This is a genomic window from Silvania confinis, from assembly GCF_025564085.1.
In the GTDB taxonomy this organism is placed as follows: Bacteria; Pseudomonadota; Gammaproteobacteria; order Enterobacterales; family Enterobacteriaceae; genus Enterobacter; species Enterobacter confinis.
On the sequence record NZ_JAMGZJ010000072.1, the window covers coordinates 124,173 to 141,306 of the forward strand.

Genomic DNA, 17,134 nt, shown 5'->3' on the forward strand with positions numbered 1-17,134 from the left:
GGTTCTATGATGAAGCAACAACTCAAAGCCGTTTCGATGCTGGCTGGCCTGCTGTTTGTGGCTCCCGTCAGCGCGCTGGAAATTTGGCACTCAAACACCGTATGGGCGAATCAGGGGATCTGTAGCGCCACCTTCATGCTGGACAGCGGCATGACAGAGGTGGGCCCGCTGGAGATTGGCGTAGAGCTGGTGAATGCGCAGGGCGTGGTTGTCGCCATCGAGACGCTGAACGTCGATGCGTTTGGCGATTCAGAAGCGACCCGCTATCAGACAACCTATCTGGAAGACGAAGCCGTCTGCGAGGATGACCTCACGGTTCGCTTCACCTCTCTGACGCAGGTTTCAGGCCAGAAGAAAACAGCGTTGCCCTTAAGTGAGCTGCAGATCCGTGATTTCAAACCCTTCAGGCTCATCAACCCACAAGAGGACAAGCGGGGATAGTCCCGCTTCGGCTAACCGCCACTGAAGAACAGCGCGTCAATCGGGCAACAAAAAACCCGCACAGGGCGGGTTTATTTTCTTATCAGCTTAGCTTATCTGCTCAGGTCATTGCCGTCATCGCTGTTGTAAACATTGCTGATAGTGGGCACGGCTTACAGCGGAGTTACGTTGCCCGCTGAAGGGCCTTTCGCGCCATTTTCAATGGTGAAGGAGACTTTCTGGCCTTCTTCAAGCGTTTTGAAGCTGTCGCTCTGGATAGCAGAGAAGTGTACGAATACATCTTTGCTGCCGTCGTCAGGAGTGATAAAGCCAAAACCTTTATCTGCGTTAAACCATTTTACTAAACCAGTCATTTTGTTAGACATAGATACTTCCTTAATTGATGAGCCACGCAGTGTGGCGATAATGGCCTGTATTAGAGTAGCTTATTTGGCACTTAGGAGGAGGCTCACGAAGAAGGGTATCTGAGGATAACACCTGAACTGAGGACTGCTTTACTAAAACTGCTTTCATAAGGTCTGTGTTCCAAACCGATGCCGTATTAAGACACAGGCAAATTCTTATAGCAACGTTTAAGTTTTTTATTTTGCACGCTTAAACACCTGGACGGCTGAATGTCCGTAACCGGAAAGGCGCAACCCTTTCAACACTTATATTAACGGGAGGAATTAGCACAACCCTTAATAACCCGTTTCAGGGTGACTGCCTGCCAGGAAATATAAAAAATTAAGTAGGCGTTTATGACAAATGTGATTCGGTTATAAGGACGAAGGGATTATTTAAATCAGCGAGATAACTCGTCATTGATGCCTGAAGTCAAATGCACGCCACTCGCGCTGCCACCTTCCTCGACAACGGCAACAATTCTCCAAATTTACAGGCTGCTCTGAAGACGCCTCGCAGGAATGAATTTGGCTGCATATCGCTGCTGTAACAGCGCTTATTTGCGGCGTATGTTGCTTGCACGCCAGCAATATCTGGCGTCGGGATTGGCATCCTGGGTAACATACTGGTGGCGCAGAGCTTTTTTTGCGTTATGCGTCCGGCTACACTCTCTGGTGGGCAGGGCGAAGGCGCTGAAAAGCGCGCCGGTTATCAGTATGTCCGGTTATGCCAACCTCGTCCGGCTCCGCCACCCACTTATCACCGCGCCATCCGATCACCACACGGATTTCACCGAGCTGGCCGATAACTGCGAGCGCTTCTGTGAAGCGATGCTGGAAGAAGAGGATCAGGCTGTCAGAACCGCGCTGTGCGGCCGTCTTGCCACCTGCCTGACGCTGCTGAAACCGACGCGCTATGTAGCTACTGTGAGGCAATCACGCAGCTATTAATCAGCAATGCGCTGGCTCGAAACCGAAGCGGGCGTGGAATGGATTAACTGACGGCGTGGCGGATCACTCAGTAAATTGTATTCCGTAAGCGATGCATTTCTGAAATTAAATGATGGAATTACAGCGATGACCTGGTCCGGCTGTAAGCATGTTCCCCCTCACCCTAACCCTCTCCCCAAAAAGGAGAGGGAACAGTCCGTGCCAGTATGTCCCCCTCTCCCAGAGTAGTCCGTGCCAGTCGTCAGCCAGGTATGACCTCTGCCGCCCTGTACACCCCCACATAGCGCACAAATTTCCCGACAAACACCCCGGCAAATACCCCACCGACGATAATCACGCAGGCGCTCACCCCGGGGCGCTGCAGCAGCTCGGGCGACATGGCGGTCATCACCCCCAGCGCGTACTTCACCGCAAAGGTCAGCAGCATAAAGGGCAACGCGGTGTAATCCGCCGGGCGATGGATACTGCGCGGCGCAGGGGCGCGGGTCACCGCCGCGCGTTTGATCAACGCGTACCCTATCGCCGCCCCGCAGAGTAACCCCACCAGCCACAGGGACCAGTTGGCGACGCTCTGGTCGCGGAACATCACCATGTCGTACAGATCCCAGGCAAGAAAAATGGCCGGGATGATGGCCAGTTTTTCCAGGGCGACAGTGGCAGGCTTGCGCGCTTTAATACCCCGGCTGATCAGAAACACCAACAGAACATACACCCAGACGGGCGTATGGGTCACAATCCCGGAAATCGTCTCAATCATAGGGTCCACCGTCGCTGACAACAGAAAAACAGTCGGATCAGTATTGCGCATCGCCGCCGTTACGCCATCATACTTTATAAGGTTATTCCCCCTGTGCCTACGCCTGTTGATGTAGAGACGTGCCGCACGGTGAGTCCATGTAATCGCTGAATAATATGCTCAAGCGTGACGCATTATTATTTAAAATATCATCAAAAACCCCTGCAATAATATAAAAACCAATTAAGAAAAATCCCACGTATTTTTATTTTTTATGCACTATAGCCGTTTTAACAAGATCGTAAATCTACGTAAAGACCCCCGTCACGCCTGGACCACAGCGCTTTACCGAGACGATGAAAAATCATTTCACCAATAGTCAGCGAAGGTTGTTTGAATACATCATGTTGCGCAACACTTATTCCAACAACAAACGAAGCGCTATTTATCAAAAACAGAACTTCACGAAAATATTTATCGAAGTTACCGCGTTTGACTCTTCAATAATAAAGACTAAATTTAAATCTGAACGACAGCGGAGATGAAAAAAATATCTCCACAACTAATAGCAACAAAGAGGATTGATAAAATGGCAGACCAACGCGAAAACCGTGATAAAGCCTCTGACACTGGCAAAAAAGGTGGTCAACAAGGCAGCGGCAATTTCAAAAATGATCCGCAGCGTGCTTCTGAAGCAGGTAAAAAAGGTGGTCAGCAAAGCCATGGTGGCGGGAATAAATCTGACAAATCCTAATTCATCTCATTATTAATACCTGTCTAACACGTTAACCAATAATCTGCGGGTCTGTGGACTCGCAGAGTTTTTGTGCCACTGGAGAAAGTCATATGAATATGAAGTCAATCGAAGATGTCTTTATTCATCTGCTATCAGATACCTACAGCGCGGAAAAACAACTCACTCGCGGTCTGGCCAAACTTTCTCGTGAAGCCTTCAGCCCTGAACTGAGCGCTGCGTTTAAAGCACATCTTGAAGAAACCCACGGCCAAATTGAACGTATCGACCAGCTTGTCGAGAAAACCCCCAACGTCAAACTGAAAAGAATGAAATGCGTGGCGATGGAAGGTTTAATTGAAGAAGCTAATGAAGTCATTGAGAGTACAGAGAAAAATGAAGTTCGCGACGCCGCACTGATCGCCGCTGCGCAAAAAGTCGAGCACTATGAGATTGCCAGCTATGGCACTCTGGCCACCCTCGCGCAGCAATTAGGCTATACCCAGGCGGTAAAATTATTAACCGCCACGCTGGAAGAAGAAAAATCTACCGATCTTAAGCTGACCGATTTAGCTGTCGGGAATATTAATCAGAAAGCGGAGAGCAAAGCCTGATACGCAATACAGTTCATCAGGCCGGGTCAACGATCCATAGCGCTGCGCTCGATCCCTGCGTTAATGCAGCTGTTTTTTCCACTGCGGTATTCGCCGGATCACCTCAGTCAGGGCGTAGCGCACCGCCTTTTCAATCACGTCGTCGCATTCGCCGGTAAAGTGCTGCACGGCCGCGCGCACCTCGCCGTGAAAACTCCATGCAAACCACACCGTCCCGGCAGGCGTGCCGTCATCGCCGCCGTCCGGTCCGGCGTAGCCGCTGATGGCGACGGCGATATCCGCCCCGGCGATGCGCAGCGCACCCTGGGCCATTTCGCACACCGTTTGCTCACTCACGGCGCTGTATTTCTCTAAGGTTTCGGCCTGCACCCCCAGCACCTTCTCTTTAGCTTCATCGGTAAAGGTGATTACGCCCACGCCATAAAAATCGGCGGTGTCATCCTCGGCACACAGGGCAGATGCCAGCTTCCCGCCGGTGCAGGATTCCGCGGTAGTCAGCCGCCATCCCAGTTCACTCAGTACATACGCCACCTGTTTGGTCAGCTCGGCGGCGGTTTTTGCCTCGTTCCAGATATTGGCTGTCATGATTCACTCTCTTCCGGAATAATGGAAATATGGCCATTGCTTTCAAGGATCGCGTATTTAATTTTCTCAAGCAGATAGATACCGTGATCCTGCCGGGCAGAGACCATCACGTCGTCGCAGGAGACGTTAACCTGCTTTAATTTCTCTTCCTGCGGTTTACCGTGCGCCACCAGAATAACCGGCGAACCGTCCAGTAATGATTCAGCGCGGGAGGAATATTTCTTCAGATAGCCAAACAGCATATCCACCACCACCAGCGTCACAATGGTCAGCATCGCGCCGGTTATCGAGAAGTCATTGCCCAGCAGCGCCTGCTGTGTGGCTTCGCTAATGATCAGCAGCAGGATCAGATCAAAACTGGTCATTTGTAACAGCGCCCGCCGCCCGGCAATTTTAAATACCACCAGCAGGATCAGATAGACGGCCACGGCGCGGAAGATCATATCCATCGCATTCTCCTACGGATAGATAAACTGCCAGAACGACATGCCCGGCGCGTTATTAACATGCAAAGTGGTGACCGCTTTTCCGGGCTGATCCGGCGCGGTATAGATCCAGACAGAAAAATCCCCTTTCTGCCCGGCGGGATGATAAACCAATATTAATTCCTGCCCCCGGCTGTACATATTATCCGGCTGCGGCCAGATAGCGCTGGTTTCAAATGACGCCATATATTCACCGCCAAGCACCAGGGTGGTATTTTCCCCAGGCTCTCTGGCAACGGTAATTTTTAACTGCATTTGATTTTGCAGCCGTCCGAAGCGTTGATATTGAAGATGGACGGTATTATTTGCACCGACCTGGCTGGCGTGGCTGAAATACCCCACCGAGAATACGCCCGACAGCGCAGCGGCAATAATGATAAGCAGAAAAACAAGACCGTAACGGCGGAAGCCGGCCTCCAGCGCCATAGCGAAGCGGTTCTCCTCTACCCCGTGCAATTTATCGGGAGTGTCTTTCCCATTCGCCATTTTTCACCCTACCGCCTCGTTTATCAACATTATGATTTTTAATCATAATTCCGTTTAAGACAGTTCTTGTTTGCAAAGGTAAAAATAGCAACCAGGCTTAATCTGTCAAGCCACTACGCACTCAGGAGGCAGTATGAAATTATCCGTTGCGCCGCTGTTTTGTTGTCTGTTAATCCCAACGGCCTGGGCCGATGATAATGGCGGATTGAAAAAAGACGCCGCACCGCCTCCGGCCCATGCGCTGGACGAAGGTTATCGCGGAACTGAAGATGCCAGAATAATGACCGTGGCGCAGGCAAAAGAAATGCATGATGGTGCCACTATCTCATTACGCGGTAATTTAATTGATGGCTCCGGCGATAAATATGTTTTCCGTGATAAAACCGGTCAAATCTATACTATTATTCCGCAATCTGTTTTCGATGGCCGAACGGTGAAACCGGATAATATGATCAGCATTAATGGCAGCTTTGATAAAAAATCCAACCCGCCGGTAGTACGCGTCGATCGTATTCAGAAATAACAGCGCCATAATTTCACTTAAGTTTCACGTGGATATTCCTGGATATCTACGTGAAACCCCCAATATATCCTCCCCCCTCCGCCAAACCTACCAGATTTAAGGAGGCCTGAACTCGGATAATTCCGGGCTTTAGGATTAATCCCCCTTTTATTCACCTCACAATAAATAAACAATTTTACACAAATTCACACAGCATCTCATTTGCTTACACGGCACGGATCCTCGATGAACGCCCGACACAACATTGCCATAATAATAACGACAGCCGCTGGCCTGCCTTTAATGTTCTCTGCCTACGCAGCGGAGCCGGATAATCAATTTATTATTCAGCAGCAGCGTCAACGCGCCTTAGAGCAGCAATTAACCCCGCCGGCGCCCGATGTGCGACTGTCTGAGCCGACCTCAAGCTTTGGCAAGATTGCCTTCCCAACGGAAACCCCCTGCTTCCCGATTAACCGCGTCGAACTGAGCGGCCAGCAGACCCTGCCCCACTGGCTGCCGCTGCAGCGAATGGCAGACCAGGCGCAGGGGCACTGTCTGGGCGGCAAAGGGATCAATCTGCTGATGAGCACCCTGCAGAACCGGATTGTCGATCACGGCTGGATCACCACCCGCGTACTGGCCCCGTCGCAGGATCTGAAAAGCGGCACCCTGCGGCTTGCCATCGTGCCGGGCACGGTCCGCCACGTCACGCTGACCCAAGAGAGCGACGACTATATCCAGCTGTACAGCGCCTTCCCGGCCCACGACGGGGAACTGCTGGATCTGCGTGATATCGAGCAGGGGCTGGAAAACCTGCAGCGCCTGCCAACGGTAGAAGCCAATATGGAACTGCTGCCCGGCGAAAACCCCGGCGAGAGCGATGTGGTGATCACCCGCAAGCAGCGCAAAATGTGGCGCGTCGGCCTGTCGCTGGACGATGCCGGAACCGAAACCACCGGGCGCTATCAGGGCGGCGTGACCCTGTCGCTGGATAACCCCTTCTCGCTGAGCGACTTGCTTTACGTCTCTGCCAGCCACGATCTGAATGACAAAAGCGGCAAAGGCAGCAAAAACTACACCGCTCACTATTCCGTGCCGTTCGGCTACTGGATGCTGGGCATCACCGGCAGCGACTACGACTACCACCAGACCGTCGCGGGCCTCAACGAGGATTATCGCTACAGCGGTAAAAGCAAAAACCTCGACATTCAGCTTAGCCGGGTGCTGCACCGCAGCGGCTCGCAAAAAACCACCTTCACTTACGACGTGCTGGCGCGGGAAACCCGCAACTTTATCGACGATACCGAAGTGGGCGTGCAGCGCCGTCAGACCGCAGGCTGGCGCGTGGGACTCGAGCATCGCCACTATATCGGCCAGGCGACGCTGGATGCGGGCATCAGCTATCAGCGCGGCACCCGCTGGTTTGGCGCGCAGCCTGCCCCGGAAGAGTACTGGGGCGATGCCACGGCGCTGGGCAAAATTACCCTGCTGAGCACCCAGCTCGATCTGCCGTTTACCCTCGGCTCGCAAAACTTCCGCTACAACGTCCAGTATCTGCGCCAGGTAAGCAACACCCCGCTCACCCCGCAGGATCAGTTCGCCATCGGCAACCGCTGGACGGTGCGCGGCTTTGACGGCGAGCGCACCCTCAGTGCCAGCCACGGCTGGTACGTGCGCAACGATCTGGCCTGGCGCACGCCGCTGCCTAATCAGGAATTTTATCTGGGGGCCGACTACGGCGAAGTGGGCGGCTACAGCTCGGATCTGCAGGTCGGTAAACACCTGGCGGGCGGCGTGGCGGGCCTGCGCGGGAATGCCTTTAACACCGGTTACGACCTGTTCGCCGGAACGCCATTCTCGAAGCCGGACGGCTTTGCGACCAGCGATTTGACGCTCGGCTTTAACCTGAACTGGAGCTGGTGATGCGGGTCGGAAATCTGGAGATCAAAGCGCCGCTGATCCTCGGCGGCGAAGAGAACGAAGCCGAAGTGCTGGGCGCCACCGTCTGGCTGTGGATGCACTCCCCGATGCACCGGGATGCCCCGCTGCATGCCCTGCCGACGCTGCTGCTGCCGATCATTAAGCGCCGTCAGTACGTGCTGGTGGTCGAAAACGACCGCCCGGTCTTTTTCCTCAGCTGGGCCTGGCTGAACGAGGAATCGGAAGCGCGCTTCCTGACCCGCCCGTCGATTGAGATGCCCGAGGCGGACTGGGACAGCGGGGAGCGGATCTGGTTCTGCGACTGGATCGCCCCGTTCGGCCACACCGCGCAGATGTCGGCCCTGCTGCGTCGGGAGATCTTCCCCGACCACATCTGCCGCGCGCTCTGGCACCGGGGTGCCGAGCGTGGCAAGCGCGTGATGCTGTTCCACGGCAACCACGTCAGCCGCCAACACGCCAGAGCCTGGCAACAGAATCACCCGCTCGCCGTAAACCTGCCGGAAGCGTTTAAAGGAACGAACCATGAATAAGAACCTGTACCGAATTGTGTTTAACAAAGCGCGCGGCATGCTGATGGTGGTGGCCGATATCGCCCGCTCCGGCCGCGCCGGTTCGTCCCGTTCTTCCGGTTTAGGCCAGACCCACAGCCGTCTGATTGGTAAGGTGAGCGCCTTAAGCTTTAGCCTGTGGCTGGCGATGGGGGCAGTGCACACCGCGCAGGCCAACATCGTTGCCGACGCCGGTGCGCCAAAAAATCAGCAGCCAACGGTCGTTAACAGCGCCAACGGCACCCCGCAGATCAATATCCAGACCCCGTCCCAGGCCGGGGTATCGCGCAATAACTACACCCAGTTCGACGTCGATAACAAAGGGGCGATCCTTAACAACTCGCACAGCAATGTGCAGACCAATCTTGGCGGCATGGTGGCGGGCAACCCGTGGCTTGCCAGGGGCGAAGCCAAAGTGATCCTCAACGAGGTCAGCTCCCGCGACCCGAGCAAGCTCAACGGCATGATCGAAGTCGCCGGCAAAAAAGCGCAGGTGGTGATCGCCAACCCGTCGGGGATCACCTGTAGCGGCTGCGGCTTTATTAACGCCAACCGCGCCACCCTCACCACCGGTCAGGCGCAGATGAAAGACGGTAATCTCACCGGCTTTAACGTCGAGCGCGGCGAAGTGGTGGTCGACGGTGCCGGGATGGACACCTCCGGGGCAGATTACACCGACATTATCGCCCGCTCGGTGAAGGTTAACGCCGGGCTGTGGGCCAACGATCTGAAAGTCACCACCGGACGCAACACCGTCGATGCCGCCCACGAGACCATCGAAAAAGGCAGCGACGATCCCGCCACCCGTCCTCAGATGGCGGTCGACGTGGCCAGCCTTGGCGGCATGTACGCAGGCAAAATCCGCATGGTCGGCACCGAGCAAGGCGTCGGGGTGCGTAACGCCGGAGCCATCGGCGCGCAGGCAGGCAGCGTAACGATCTCTGCCGACGGACGCATCGAAAACAGCGGTGTGATACGCGCCAGCGACGCTGCCCGCCTGCAAACCGCGGGCGAGGTCAGCAACAGCGGCGCGATCACCGCCGCCAACGCCACCCGGGTGCGCGCCGCCAGCTTTAGCGGCAGCAAAACCAGCGTGCTGGCCGCCGGGGTGACAAGCGACGGCAAGCTCGCCGACGCGGGCGATCTGGAACTCAGCGCCAGCGGCCAGATTAGCGCCCACGGGCAAACCCTGGCGGGCGGCACTCTCAGCGCCAGCGGCCAGGGGGTGGACGTCAGCGGCAGCCAGACTCAGGGAAAACGCGTCCTGCTCGACGGCGGCGCGGAGGACGTGACCACCGCCAGCGCGACGGTCAACGCCCGCGAGCTGAACGTGCGTAGCGGGAAATTACTCAATAACAACGGCGGCGCGCTGGGCGCAGAGACCATTAACCTCAACGCCCACGACATCAGCAACCAGAAAGGTAACATCGTCCAGCGCGGCAGCGGCGCGCTGGCGGTAAACCTGCCGGGCACCCTCGATAACCAGCAGGGGCAGATTGGCGCGGCGAACGGCGTGCAGCTGAAAGCGGGCGCGATGGATAACACCCGCGGGCAGATCGTGGCGGTGGCGGGCACTACCCGGCTCGAGGCCGGTGTGCTGGACAACAGCCGGGGGCTGATCTCTGCCGCCGCAGGTGACAGCGAGATCGCCAGCCAGACGGCGCTCAACAACGCCAGCGGGCGCATCGAGGCGGCGAAAACCCAGCGCATCAGCGCCGGGACCCTCAACAACCAGCAGGGGGTGATTGTCGCCGACGGCGCAACCCTGAACATCAACGACGAAATGAACAACCGCGCCGGCTCCCTGCTCTCGCTCGGCTCGCTGGACGTAGCCAGCGGCGGGCTGAATAACCAGAGCGGTTTCCTGGCAAGCGACGGCGACTTTACGCTTAACGCGGGCGCTATCGACAACAGCGACGGCCAGATTGGTGCCAATCAGCGCCTGAGCGCCAGTTTCGACACCCTGATTAATAATGACGGCACGCTGAAATCGGTCGGGGCGATGACCCTGACCGGCGGCCTGCTGGATAACCGCCAGGGCGCGACGCTCTCCGCCGACAGCCTTGCGTTTTCCGGCGACCAGCTTAACAACGCCGACGGGACACTGGCGGCGGCCAAAGATTTGTCGCTCACTGCCACCCGCGGGCTGAACAACCAGAACGGCCTGCTGCAGGGCGACGGCGTCAACATCACCGCCGCCACGCTGGATAACCGCGCGGGCGGGCGCATCATTGGCGAGGCCGATACCGCCGTGCACAGCGCCAGCCTGCAAAACGGCGGCGGGCAGATCCAGTCGGTCGGCGATCTGCTGCTCGACAGCGCCACTGGCCTGGTGGACAACGCCGCCGGGCTTATCCGCAGCGGCAAAAGCGTGACTCTTAACGCCCTGAACTTTGTGAACCAGAACACCCTCGGGGCCAATCAGGGTATCGAGGGGCAGAGCCTGGCGCTCACGACCGGTGCCCTTAATAACCAGCGCGGCAGTATGCTGGCCAATAACGCGCTCAACATCACTAACAGCGGCGTGCTCGACAACCGCGCGGGGGTACTGGCCTCGGCCGGTTCGCTGGATCTTAGCGGCAACGGACTGAATCTGATCAACGCCGGAGGCACCCTCAAGGCGGGTAAAACGCTGAACGTGGACGCCGCGTCGCTGGATGCAAGCGGTCAGCTGCTGTCGCTGGGGGACATGAATTTACACAGCAACAGCGGCGTGACCCACAGCGGCGACACCCTTGCCAACGGCAATCTGACCTTCACCACCGGGGGCGATATCACCAACAGCGGCACGCTGATGGCGGGCAGCGCGCTTAACGTGCAGAGCGCCAACCTGACCAACCTCGCCAGCGGCGAGATCAACGCCGGTAGCACCACGCTCAACACCGCCGGGACGCTACGCAACACCGGCCTGATTGACGGGATCATCACCCGCATCAACGCCAACACCCTGACCAACATCGGCACCGGGCGGATCTACGGCGATGCGGTGGGTATCAATGTGGATACCTTTAACAACCTCGCCGAAAACGGCACCGCAGCGACGCTTGCCGGACGCGAGCAGGTCAACCTCGGCGTGCAGACCCTGAACAACGTCGATCACGGCCTGATCTACAGCGCAGGCAGCATGAACATTGGCGGCGACCTGGACGACAGCGGCGCCGTTATCGGCCGCGCAGGAGCGATCAATAACCACAGCTCGACCATTGAGTCCGCCGGGGACATGGCGATTGCCGCCGGGCAGATCAACAACATTAACGACCACTTCGCCACCGAAGTGGTACGGGTATCGCAGCAAGATCTGACTGACTACCAGCACTCGGGTTCCACCAACCGCTGGAGCTCGACCGACGAGGGCGTGTGGGTCGATCGCAACTCGGCCGACGGGCTTAAAAACCTCAACACGCCGGATAAAACCGGCCACGGCAACGACAATTTCAACCAGTACGACTACACCCGCACCATTGACGAAACGCGGATCACTGAGAGCGATCCAGGGAAGATCCTCGCCGGGGGCAACCTGCTGCTGACCGGCGACAAACTGTTTAACGACAACAGCCAGGTGATTGCGGGCGGCACGCTGGCGATTGACAAGCTGACAAGCGTGCAGAACGACGACGTGCCCGGCAAGCGCTACACCAGCGATGAGGGCACCGTCACCCACTACCACCGCATTCGCCACAAAGGCGACGATGAGCAGGGTCGCGATCGCACGGCGTACACCCCGCCGACGGTGATCCAGGGCATTTCCCTGAAACCGGGTCAGCTGGTGAGTAACGGCAGCGTCGAAGGCAGCAACCTCAATATCACCCCGCTGGTGCTGACCGGGCCGAATGTGGCGATCGGCCAGGCCGCAGGCGTTAACCCTGCGCCGCAGCAGACCGTTTCGCCGGGCGAGCCGGTGACGCCGCCTGCCGGACAGCAGTTTGAAGTGACCCCGGCCGAGGGGGCAATCCGCATTATCGGCCCCAACACCACCCTGCCGGATAACAGCCTGTTCAAGGTGAATCCGTCGGCCGAGGTGCCGTATCTGGTCGAAACCGATCCGCGCTTTACCAACGAGCGCCAGTGGCTCGGCAGCGACTATATGCAGAAGGCCTTCACCACCGATGGCGACACCACGCAAAAACGGCTGGGGGATGGTTATTACGAGCAGCGCCTGATCCGCGAACAGGTGGTTGGCATTAGCGGCCAGCGCTACCTCGACGGCTACAGCAATGACGAAGAGCAGTACAAAGCGCTGATGGATCAGGGCATTACCTTCGGCAAACAGTACGCGCTGAAGATTGGCGTGGCGCTGACCCCAGCGCAGATGGCGCTGCTGACCGGCGACATCGTCTGGCTGGTCAACACCCGGGTGAAGATGCCGGACGGCACTATGGAGAACGTGCTGGTGCCGCAGGTGTACGCCAAAGTGAAACCGGGAGATATCGACGGCTCCGGGGCGCTGATTGCCGGGAACAACGTCTCAATCAAGCTCAACGGCGACCTGTTTAACCAGGGCACCCTTGCCGGGCGCAAAGTGTTGCAGGTGGATGCCGACAACATCACCAACCAGTCCGGCACGCTGCAGGCGGCTGACGTGAGCCTGAACGCGCGCACCGATATCAATAACGTCGGCGGCGCGATCGTCGGCGACAGCAGCGTGCTGGCCAGCGCCGGACGCGACATTACTCTCACTACCACCACCGTCAGCGCCGACAGCGTCAACGGCGAAAACCGCTTCGCCCGCACCACCCTCGACAGCGTGTCGGGCATTTACGTGCAGGGCGACGACGGCAGGCTGGCGTTGCAGTCCGGGCGCGATATCACCCTGACCGGGGCGCAGGTGATTGCCAGCGGCGAGAACGGCAAAGCGCAGCTGGTGGCCGGGCGGGATATGAATCTCAACACCGTCACCACCGCCAGCCGCGATAATCTGGTGTGGGATGCTGACAACACCCTCAAACAGGGCGAAACCCGCAGCGTCGGCAGCGAAGTGACCGGCAAAGGCAACGTGACCCTGGCGGCAGGCAATGACCTCACCGCCCGCGCCGCGGCCCTTTCCGCCGGACAGGCGCTGAACGTCAGCGCCGGGAATAACCTGACCCTGGCGGCAGGCGAAAACACTCAGGATCTGGACGAACGGCATAAAGTGGTCGGTGGTAACGGCTTCCTGTCGAAAACCACCACCACCACCCACGACCAGGTTTCCCGTCAGACGGTGCAGAGCAGCGAACTGAACGGCGACACCGTGAACCTCACCGCTGGCAACGATCTGACCGTGCGCGGCAGCAACGTGGCGGGCACGGGCGATGTCGCCCTGCTGGCGGGCAATAATCTGACCGTCGATACTCAGGGCGAACGCAACACCGAACTGCACCAGAAGCAGGAGAAAAAATCCGGGCTGTTAAGCTCGGGCGGGATCGGCTTTAGCGTCGGCACCCAGAGCGTTAAAACCACCGACACCGGGGCGGATACCACCCAGGCGGGCAGCACCGTCGGCAGCGTTAACGGCGACCTGTCGCTGCGCGCGGGCGATCGCCTGACGGTGAGCGGCTCGGATCTGGTGGCCGGGCAGGATATGGCCCTCAGCGGCAAAAACGTCGATATCACGGCGGTGAGTAACCGCAGCCAGCAAACCCACGAGGTAGAGCAGAAAACCTCCGGGCTGACGCTGGCGCTCTCCGGTACCGTCGGCAGCGCGCTGAACAGCGCCGTCGAAGCCTCCCAGCAGGCGAAATCCTCCGGCAGCGGTCGCTTACAGGCGTTGCAGGGCGTGAAGGCCGCGCTCTCCGGGGTGCAGGCTGCCCAGGCGGCAAGGATGGATCAGGCGCAAGGTGCGGCTGCCGACAACACCAACACCGTCGGGATCAGCCTCTCTTACGGCAGCCAGTCGTCGAAATCAACCCAGCACAGCGAGCAGAATATCGCCCAGGGCAGCACCCTCAACGCCGGGCGCGATCTCAGCGTGACCGCCACCGGCAGCGGCGAGCGCGGCGCGGACGGGGATCTGACCGTCGAAGGCAGCCAGCTGCGGGCGGGCAACGATATCACGCTCGCCGCCAACCGCGATCTGTACCTGCGCTCGGCGCAAAACACCCAGCTGCTGGACGGTAAAAACGAAAGCAAAGGCGGCAGCGTCGGGGTCGGGATTGGCGTCGGCTCCGGCGGCTTTGGCCTGAACATCTCCGCCAGCATCAACCGGGGCAAAGGCAGCGAGAGCGGCAACGGCACCACCCACAGCGAAACCACCGTGGATGCGGGCCGCCAGGTCAATCTCCTGACCGGACGCGACGCCACCCTGACCGGGGCGCAGGTGAGCGGCGAAACGGTGAAAGCGGACATTGGCCGTAACCTGACCCTGACCTCCGAGCAGGACAGCGATCGCTACGATTCTAAGCAGCAGAACGCCAGCGCCGGGGGCAGCTTCAGCATCGGTTCCATGACCGGCTCGGCCAGCATTAACCTCAGCCGCGACAAGATGCACAGCAACTACGACTCGGTGGTGGAACAGACCGGGATCTTCGCCGGCAAAGGCGGGTACGACGTCACCGTCGGCGAGCATACCCAGCTCAACGGGGCGGTGATTGGCTCCACCGCCACCGCCGATAAAAACCGTCTTGAGACCGGCACTCTCGGCTTCAGCAATATTGAAAACCGCGCCGATTTCGAAGTGGAACACCAGAGCGTGGGCATGAGCACCGGGGGCAGCATCGGCAGCCAGTTTGCCGGCAACATGGCCAACGGCCTGCTGGTGGGCGCTAACCGCGAGGGGCACGACAGCAGCACCACCCACGCAGCAGTCTCGGACGGCACCTTGATTATCCGCGACCCGAGTCGTCAGGTTCAGGATGTGAATCAGCTCAGCCGCGACGTGGAGCACGCCAACCAGACGCTCTCCCCTATCTTCGACAAAGAGAAAGAGCAGGAGCGGCTGCAGCAGGCGCAGCTGATTGGCGAGATTGGTAATCAGGTGGCCGATATTGCCCGCACCGAGGGCAGCATCCGCGCCACCAACGCCGCCAAAGAGAAGCTCAACAACGTTAACGCGAAAGATTTGCAGGAGGCGAAAGCCGCGTGGGAAAAAGCCAACCCGGGCAAAACCGCGACCCTGAGCGACATCAACGGCCAGATCTACCAGACGGCCTATAACGACGCGCTCAACGCCTCCGGCTTTGGCACTGGCGGCCAGTATCAGCAGGCGATTCAGGCGGCGACGGCAGCGGTTCAGGGGCTGGCCGGGAGCGATCTCAGCGCCGCGCTGGCGGGCGGAGCCGCGCCGTACATTGCGGAAGTAATTGGTCACCACAGCGGCCTGAACGACGCGGGCAAAGTGGCCGCTCACGCGGTGGTCAACGCCGCGCTGGCCGCCGCCCAGGGGCAAAACGCGCTGGCGGGTGCCGCCGGTGCCGCCACGGGCGAACTGGTGGGGATGATCGCCACCGAGATGTACGGTAAATCTGCCGACGAGCTGGACGAAACCCAGAAGCAGACCGTCTCTGCGCTGGCGACGCTGGCGGCGGGGCTTTCCGGCGGGCTGGTGGGCGACAGCTCTGCTTCTGCCGTATCGGGGGCGCAGGCGGGCAAGACCACGGTTGAGAATAACTATTTGAGTACGGCTGAAGCGCGTCAGCTGGATAAAGAGCTACTGGAGTGTAAAGCCTCCGGCGGTGACTGCATGAAAGTGGTTGAAAAGTATCTGGCAATCAGTAATGAGAAAAGCAAAGAGCTTGCAGACGCCTGTACCGGTGGAGGGGTGACCTGTGTCACCTGGCAGGAACTTATCCAGGCCTCGACCAACGTGGCCAACGACCCGCAGCCGGGGCAGTTCCGCCTGGATGAAAAACTCAAAGACCCGACGGCGGCGGCGCTGGTGAATTATCTGAACGGCGCGGACCTGAAATTCCTGCAGGACAATATCACCACGGGAGATCGCGTGCTGTCTGTGGTGATGGATCCTACCTCCTGGCCGGTGATCGTCATGGGCGGACGAGCAATTCTGACCAACGCCGTAAACAACAGCAAAGAGCAGCTTATCGCTGTGGGCGTGGGCGTCGGTTTAGGGGCGGGTATTCAGTACACAACTACGGGTGAAGTCAAACTTGCCGATCTGATTGGATCCGGTGTTATTGGGGCGATCACTGCGGGTAAAGGCTATAACCCAACCGTGACATGGAACGCAGCAGGTGGTTACTATCAGGCGAAAATCAGTGGCGACGATCCTATGCTCGCGGCTTTACTGAGTAAAGCAGGTGCCTCCGCAGGTTTTGCTACAGGGAACATGATCAAAGTGCCGTTTGATAAAATATTCAACCCGATATCAAAACAGTACGAATGGGTTCCGACAGGCGTCTGGACAATAACCAAACCTGTACCACAGAGCCCATTACCTTCAATAATGGGGAACGCAGGGGACTCTGCAATGTCCGGGATGGTTTCAGATAAGCTGAAAGAGAGCAGTAGTAAGAATGAAAAACAGAACTAAGTCGTTTCTTAACCTTGTTTACCTGTGCTGCGCAATAGGTCTGGCCGTGTTCATCCTGACGCTGGTTGGCCGTTTGATCGGCGCAGGGTTGGCCTGGAATGTGAAAGAAGACTTTCCGTTCTCTCTGAAGGACGTGTTGATATGTCTTGAGTTAACCTGGCTAGGGCTGCCTGCGGGTCTGATTATCTGGTTTTTTTATCATCGGTAAAAAACCTGGCGCAGACAGCATGGTGAATAACCTCCCGCCCCTTCCGGCGGGAGT

Annotated in this window: 14 protein-coding genes; 9 read left to right on the plus strand and 5 right to left on the minus strand. The window is 58.1% G+C overall.

Going from position 1 to position 17,134, the window contains the following annotated elements:
• Window positions 1–6 precede the first annotated feature (6 nt).
• The gene (locus tag M8013_RS08420; RefSeq protein ID WP_271267339.1) at window positions 7–441 is read left to right on the plus strand and encodes an IrmA family protein; all 435 of its coding nucleotides are present in this window, start codon (window positions 7–9) and stop codon (window positions 439–441) included.
• Window positions 442–593: 152 nt separating this feature from the next.
• Here the strand turns inward: M8013_RS08420 and cspE are convergent, their stop codons facing one another.
• Window positions 594–806 carry a transcription antiterminator/RNA stability regulator CspE gene (cspE, locus tag M8013_RS08425; protein WP_271267340.1) on the minus strand — a complete coding sequence of 71 codons (213 nt, stop codon included), beginning with the start codon at window positions 804–806 and terminating at the stop codon, window positions 594–596.
• Window positions 807–1,499: 693 nt separating this feature from the next.
• Here cspE and M8013_RS08430 point away from each other — a divergent pair.
• A complete protein-coding gene (locus tag M8013_RS08430; RefSeq protein WP_271267341.1) occupies window positions 1,500–1,775 on the plus strand; it encodes a hypothetical protein in 276 nt (91 codons plus the stop codon).
• Window positions 1,776–2,016: 241 nt separating this feature from the next.
• On the opposite strand, the gene M8013_RS08435 is transcribed toward M8013_RS08430, so the two are convergent.
• Complete coding sequence (locus tag M8013_RS08435; RefSeq protein ID WP_418939529.1) at window positions 2,017–2,583, minus strand: DUF6622 family protein; 567 nt, start codon at window positions 2,581–2,583, stop codon at window positions 2,017–2,019.
• A 517-nt stretch (window positions 2,584–3,100) separates the two neighbouring features.
• Between M8013_RS08435 and M8013_RS08440 the strand changes: the two genes are divergently transcribed.
• Both M8013_RS08440 and M8013_RS08445 read left to right on the plus strand, forming a co-directional pair.
• Window positions 3,101–3,265 carry a con-10 family general stress protein gene (locus M8013_RS08440; protein ID WP_271267343.1) on the plus strand — a complete coding sequence of 55 codons (165 nt, stop codon included), beginning with the start codon at window positions 3,101–3,103 and terminating at the stop codon, window positions 3,263–3,265.
• A 92-nt stretch (window positions 3,266–3,357) separates the two neighbouring features.
• Window positions 3,358–3,858: a YciE/YciF ferroxidase family protein gene (locus M8013_RS08445; protein WP_271267344.1), complete on the plus strand. Its 501-nt coding sequence runs from the start codon at window positions 3,358–3,360 to the stop codon at window positions 3,856–3,858.
• 60 nt (window positions 3,859–3,918) lie between these two features.
• Here the strand turns inward: M8013_RS08445 and M8013_RS08450 are convergent, their stop codons facing one another.
• The 3 genes from M8013_RS08450 to M8013_RS08460 are packed head-to-tail and all read right to left on the minus strand — an operon-like array spanning window position 3,919 to window position 5,414.
• Window positions 3,919–4,443 (minus strand): 2-oxo-tetronate isomerase, encoded by a 525-nt coding sequence (locus M8013_RS08450; RefSeq protein WP_271267345.1) that lies wholly within the window; start codon window positions 4,441–4,443, stop codon window positions 3,919–3,921.
• The gene (locus M8013_RS08455; RefSeq protein WP_271267346.1) at window positions 4,440–4,892 is read right to left on the minus strand and encodes a DUF421 domain-containing protein; all 453 of its coding nucleotides are present in this window, start codon (window positions 4,890–4,892) and stop codon (window positions 4,440–4,442) included. The genes M8013_RS08450 and M8013_RS08455 overlap by 4 nt, the downstream gene beginning before the upstream one ends.
• A gap of 9 nt (window positions 4,893–4,901) precedes the next feature.
• Window positions 4,902–5,414, minus strand: coding sequence for a hypothetical protein (locus M8013_RS08460; RefSeq protein ID WP_271267347.1), 513 nt, complete (start codon window positions 5,412–5,414; stop codon window positions 4,902–4,904).
• A gap of 133 nt (window positions 5,415–5,547) precedes the next feature.
• Between M8013_RS08460 and M8013_RS08465 the strand changes: the two genes are divergently transcribed.
• The 5 genes from M8013_RS08465 (at window position 5,548) to M8013_RS08485 (ending at window position 17,080) form a co-directional block, all read left to right on the plus strand.
• Window positions 5,548–5,937 (plus strand): YdeI family stress tolerance OB fold protein, encoded by a 390-nt coding sequence (locus M8013_RS08465; RefSeq protein WP_271267348.1) that lies wholly within the window; start codon window positions 5,548–5,550, stop codon window positions 5,935–5,937.
• 282 nt (window positions 5,938–6,219) lie between these two features.
• Window positions 6,220–7,842: a ShlB/FhaC/HecB family hemolysin secretion/activation protein gene (locus tag M8013_RS08470; RefSeq protein ID WP_271267429.1), complete on the plus strand. Its 1,623-nt coding sequence runs from the start codon at window positions 6,220–6,222 to the stop codon at window positions 7,840–7,842.
• Window positions 7,842–8,390, plus strand: coding sequence for a toxin-activating lysine-acyltransferase (locus M8013_RS08475; protein WP_271267349.1), 549 nt, complete (start codon window positions 7,842–7,844; stop codon window positions 8,388–8,390). Before M8013_RS08470 ends, M8013_RS08475 begins: the two co-directional genes overlap by 1 nt.
• Entirely contained in the window at window positions 8,383–16,872 is an 8,490-nt protein-coding gene (locus tag M8013_RS08480; RefSeq protein ID WP_271267350.1) for a two-partner secretion domain-containing protein, read from the plus strand. Before M8013_RS08475 ends, M8013_RS08480 begins: the two co-directional genes overlap by 8 nt.
• Window positions 16,856–17,080: a hypothetical protein gene (locus M8013_RS08485; RefSeq protein ID WP_271267351.1), complete on the plus strand. Its 225-nt coding sequence runs from the start codon at window positions 16,856–16,858 to the stop codon at window positions 17,078–17,080. The genes M8013_RS08480 and M8013_RS08485 overlap by 17 nt, the downstream gene beginning before the upstream one ends.
• The last annotated feature ends 54 nt before the right edge of the window (window positions 17,081–17,134 follow it).

Bases quoted from the DNA above. Each gene is read 5' to 3' on its own strand.
- M8013_RS08420 (WP_271267339.1), top strand. From the start codon at position 7: ATGATGAAGCAACAACTCAAAGCCGTTTCGATGCTGGCTGGCCTGCTG.
- cspE (WP_271267340.1), bottom strand. From the start codon at position 806: ATGTCTAACAAAATGACTGGTTTAGTAAAATGGTTTAACGCAGATAAA.
- M8013_RS08435 (WP_418939529.1), bottom strand. From the start codon at position 2,583: ATGCGCAATACTGATCCGACTGTTTTTCTGTTGTCAGCGACGGTGGAC.
- M8013_RS08440 (WP_271267343.1), top strand. From the start codon at position 3,101: ATGGCAGACCAACGCGAAAACCGTGATAAAGCCTCTGACACTGGCAAA.
- M8013_RS08445 (WP_271267344.1), top strand. From the start codon at position 3,358: ATGAATATGAAGTCAATCGAAGATGTCTTTATTCATCTGCTATCAGAT.
- M8013_RS08450 (WP_271267345.1), bottom strand. From the start codon at position 4,443: ATGACAGCCAATATCTGGAACGAGGCAAAAACCGCCGCCGAGCTGACC.
- M8013_RS08455 (WP_271267346.1), bottom strand. From the start codon at position 4,892: ATGGATATGATCTTCCGCGCCGTGGCCGTCTATCTGATCCTGCTGGTG.
- M8013_RS08460 (WP_271267347.1), bottom strand. From the start codon at position 5,414: ATGGCGAATGGGAAAGACACTCCCGATAAATTGCACGGGGTAGAGGAG.
- M8013_RS08465 (WP_271267348.1), top strand. From the start codon at position 5,548: ATGAAATTATCCGTTGCGCCGCTGTTTTGTTGTCTGTTAATCCCAACG.
- M8013_RS08470 (WP_271267429.1), top strand. From the start codon at position 6,220: ATGTTCTCTGCCTACGCAGCGGAGCCGGATAATCAATTTATTATTCAG.
- M8013_RS08475 (WP_271267349.1), top strand. From the start codon at position 7,842: ATGCGGGTCGGAAATCTGGAGATCAAAGCGCCGCTGATCCTCGGCGGC.
- M8013_RS08480 (WP_271267350.1), top strand. From the start codon at position 8,383: ATGAATAAGAACCTGTACCGAATTGTGTTTAACAAAGCGCGCGGCATG.
- M8013_RS08485 (WP_271267351.1), top strand. From the start codon at position 16,856: ATGAAAAACAGAACTAAGTCGTTTCTTAACCTTGTTTACCTGTGCTGC.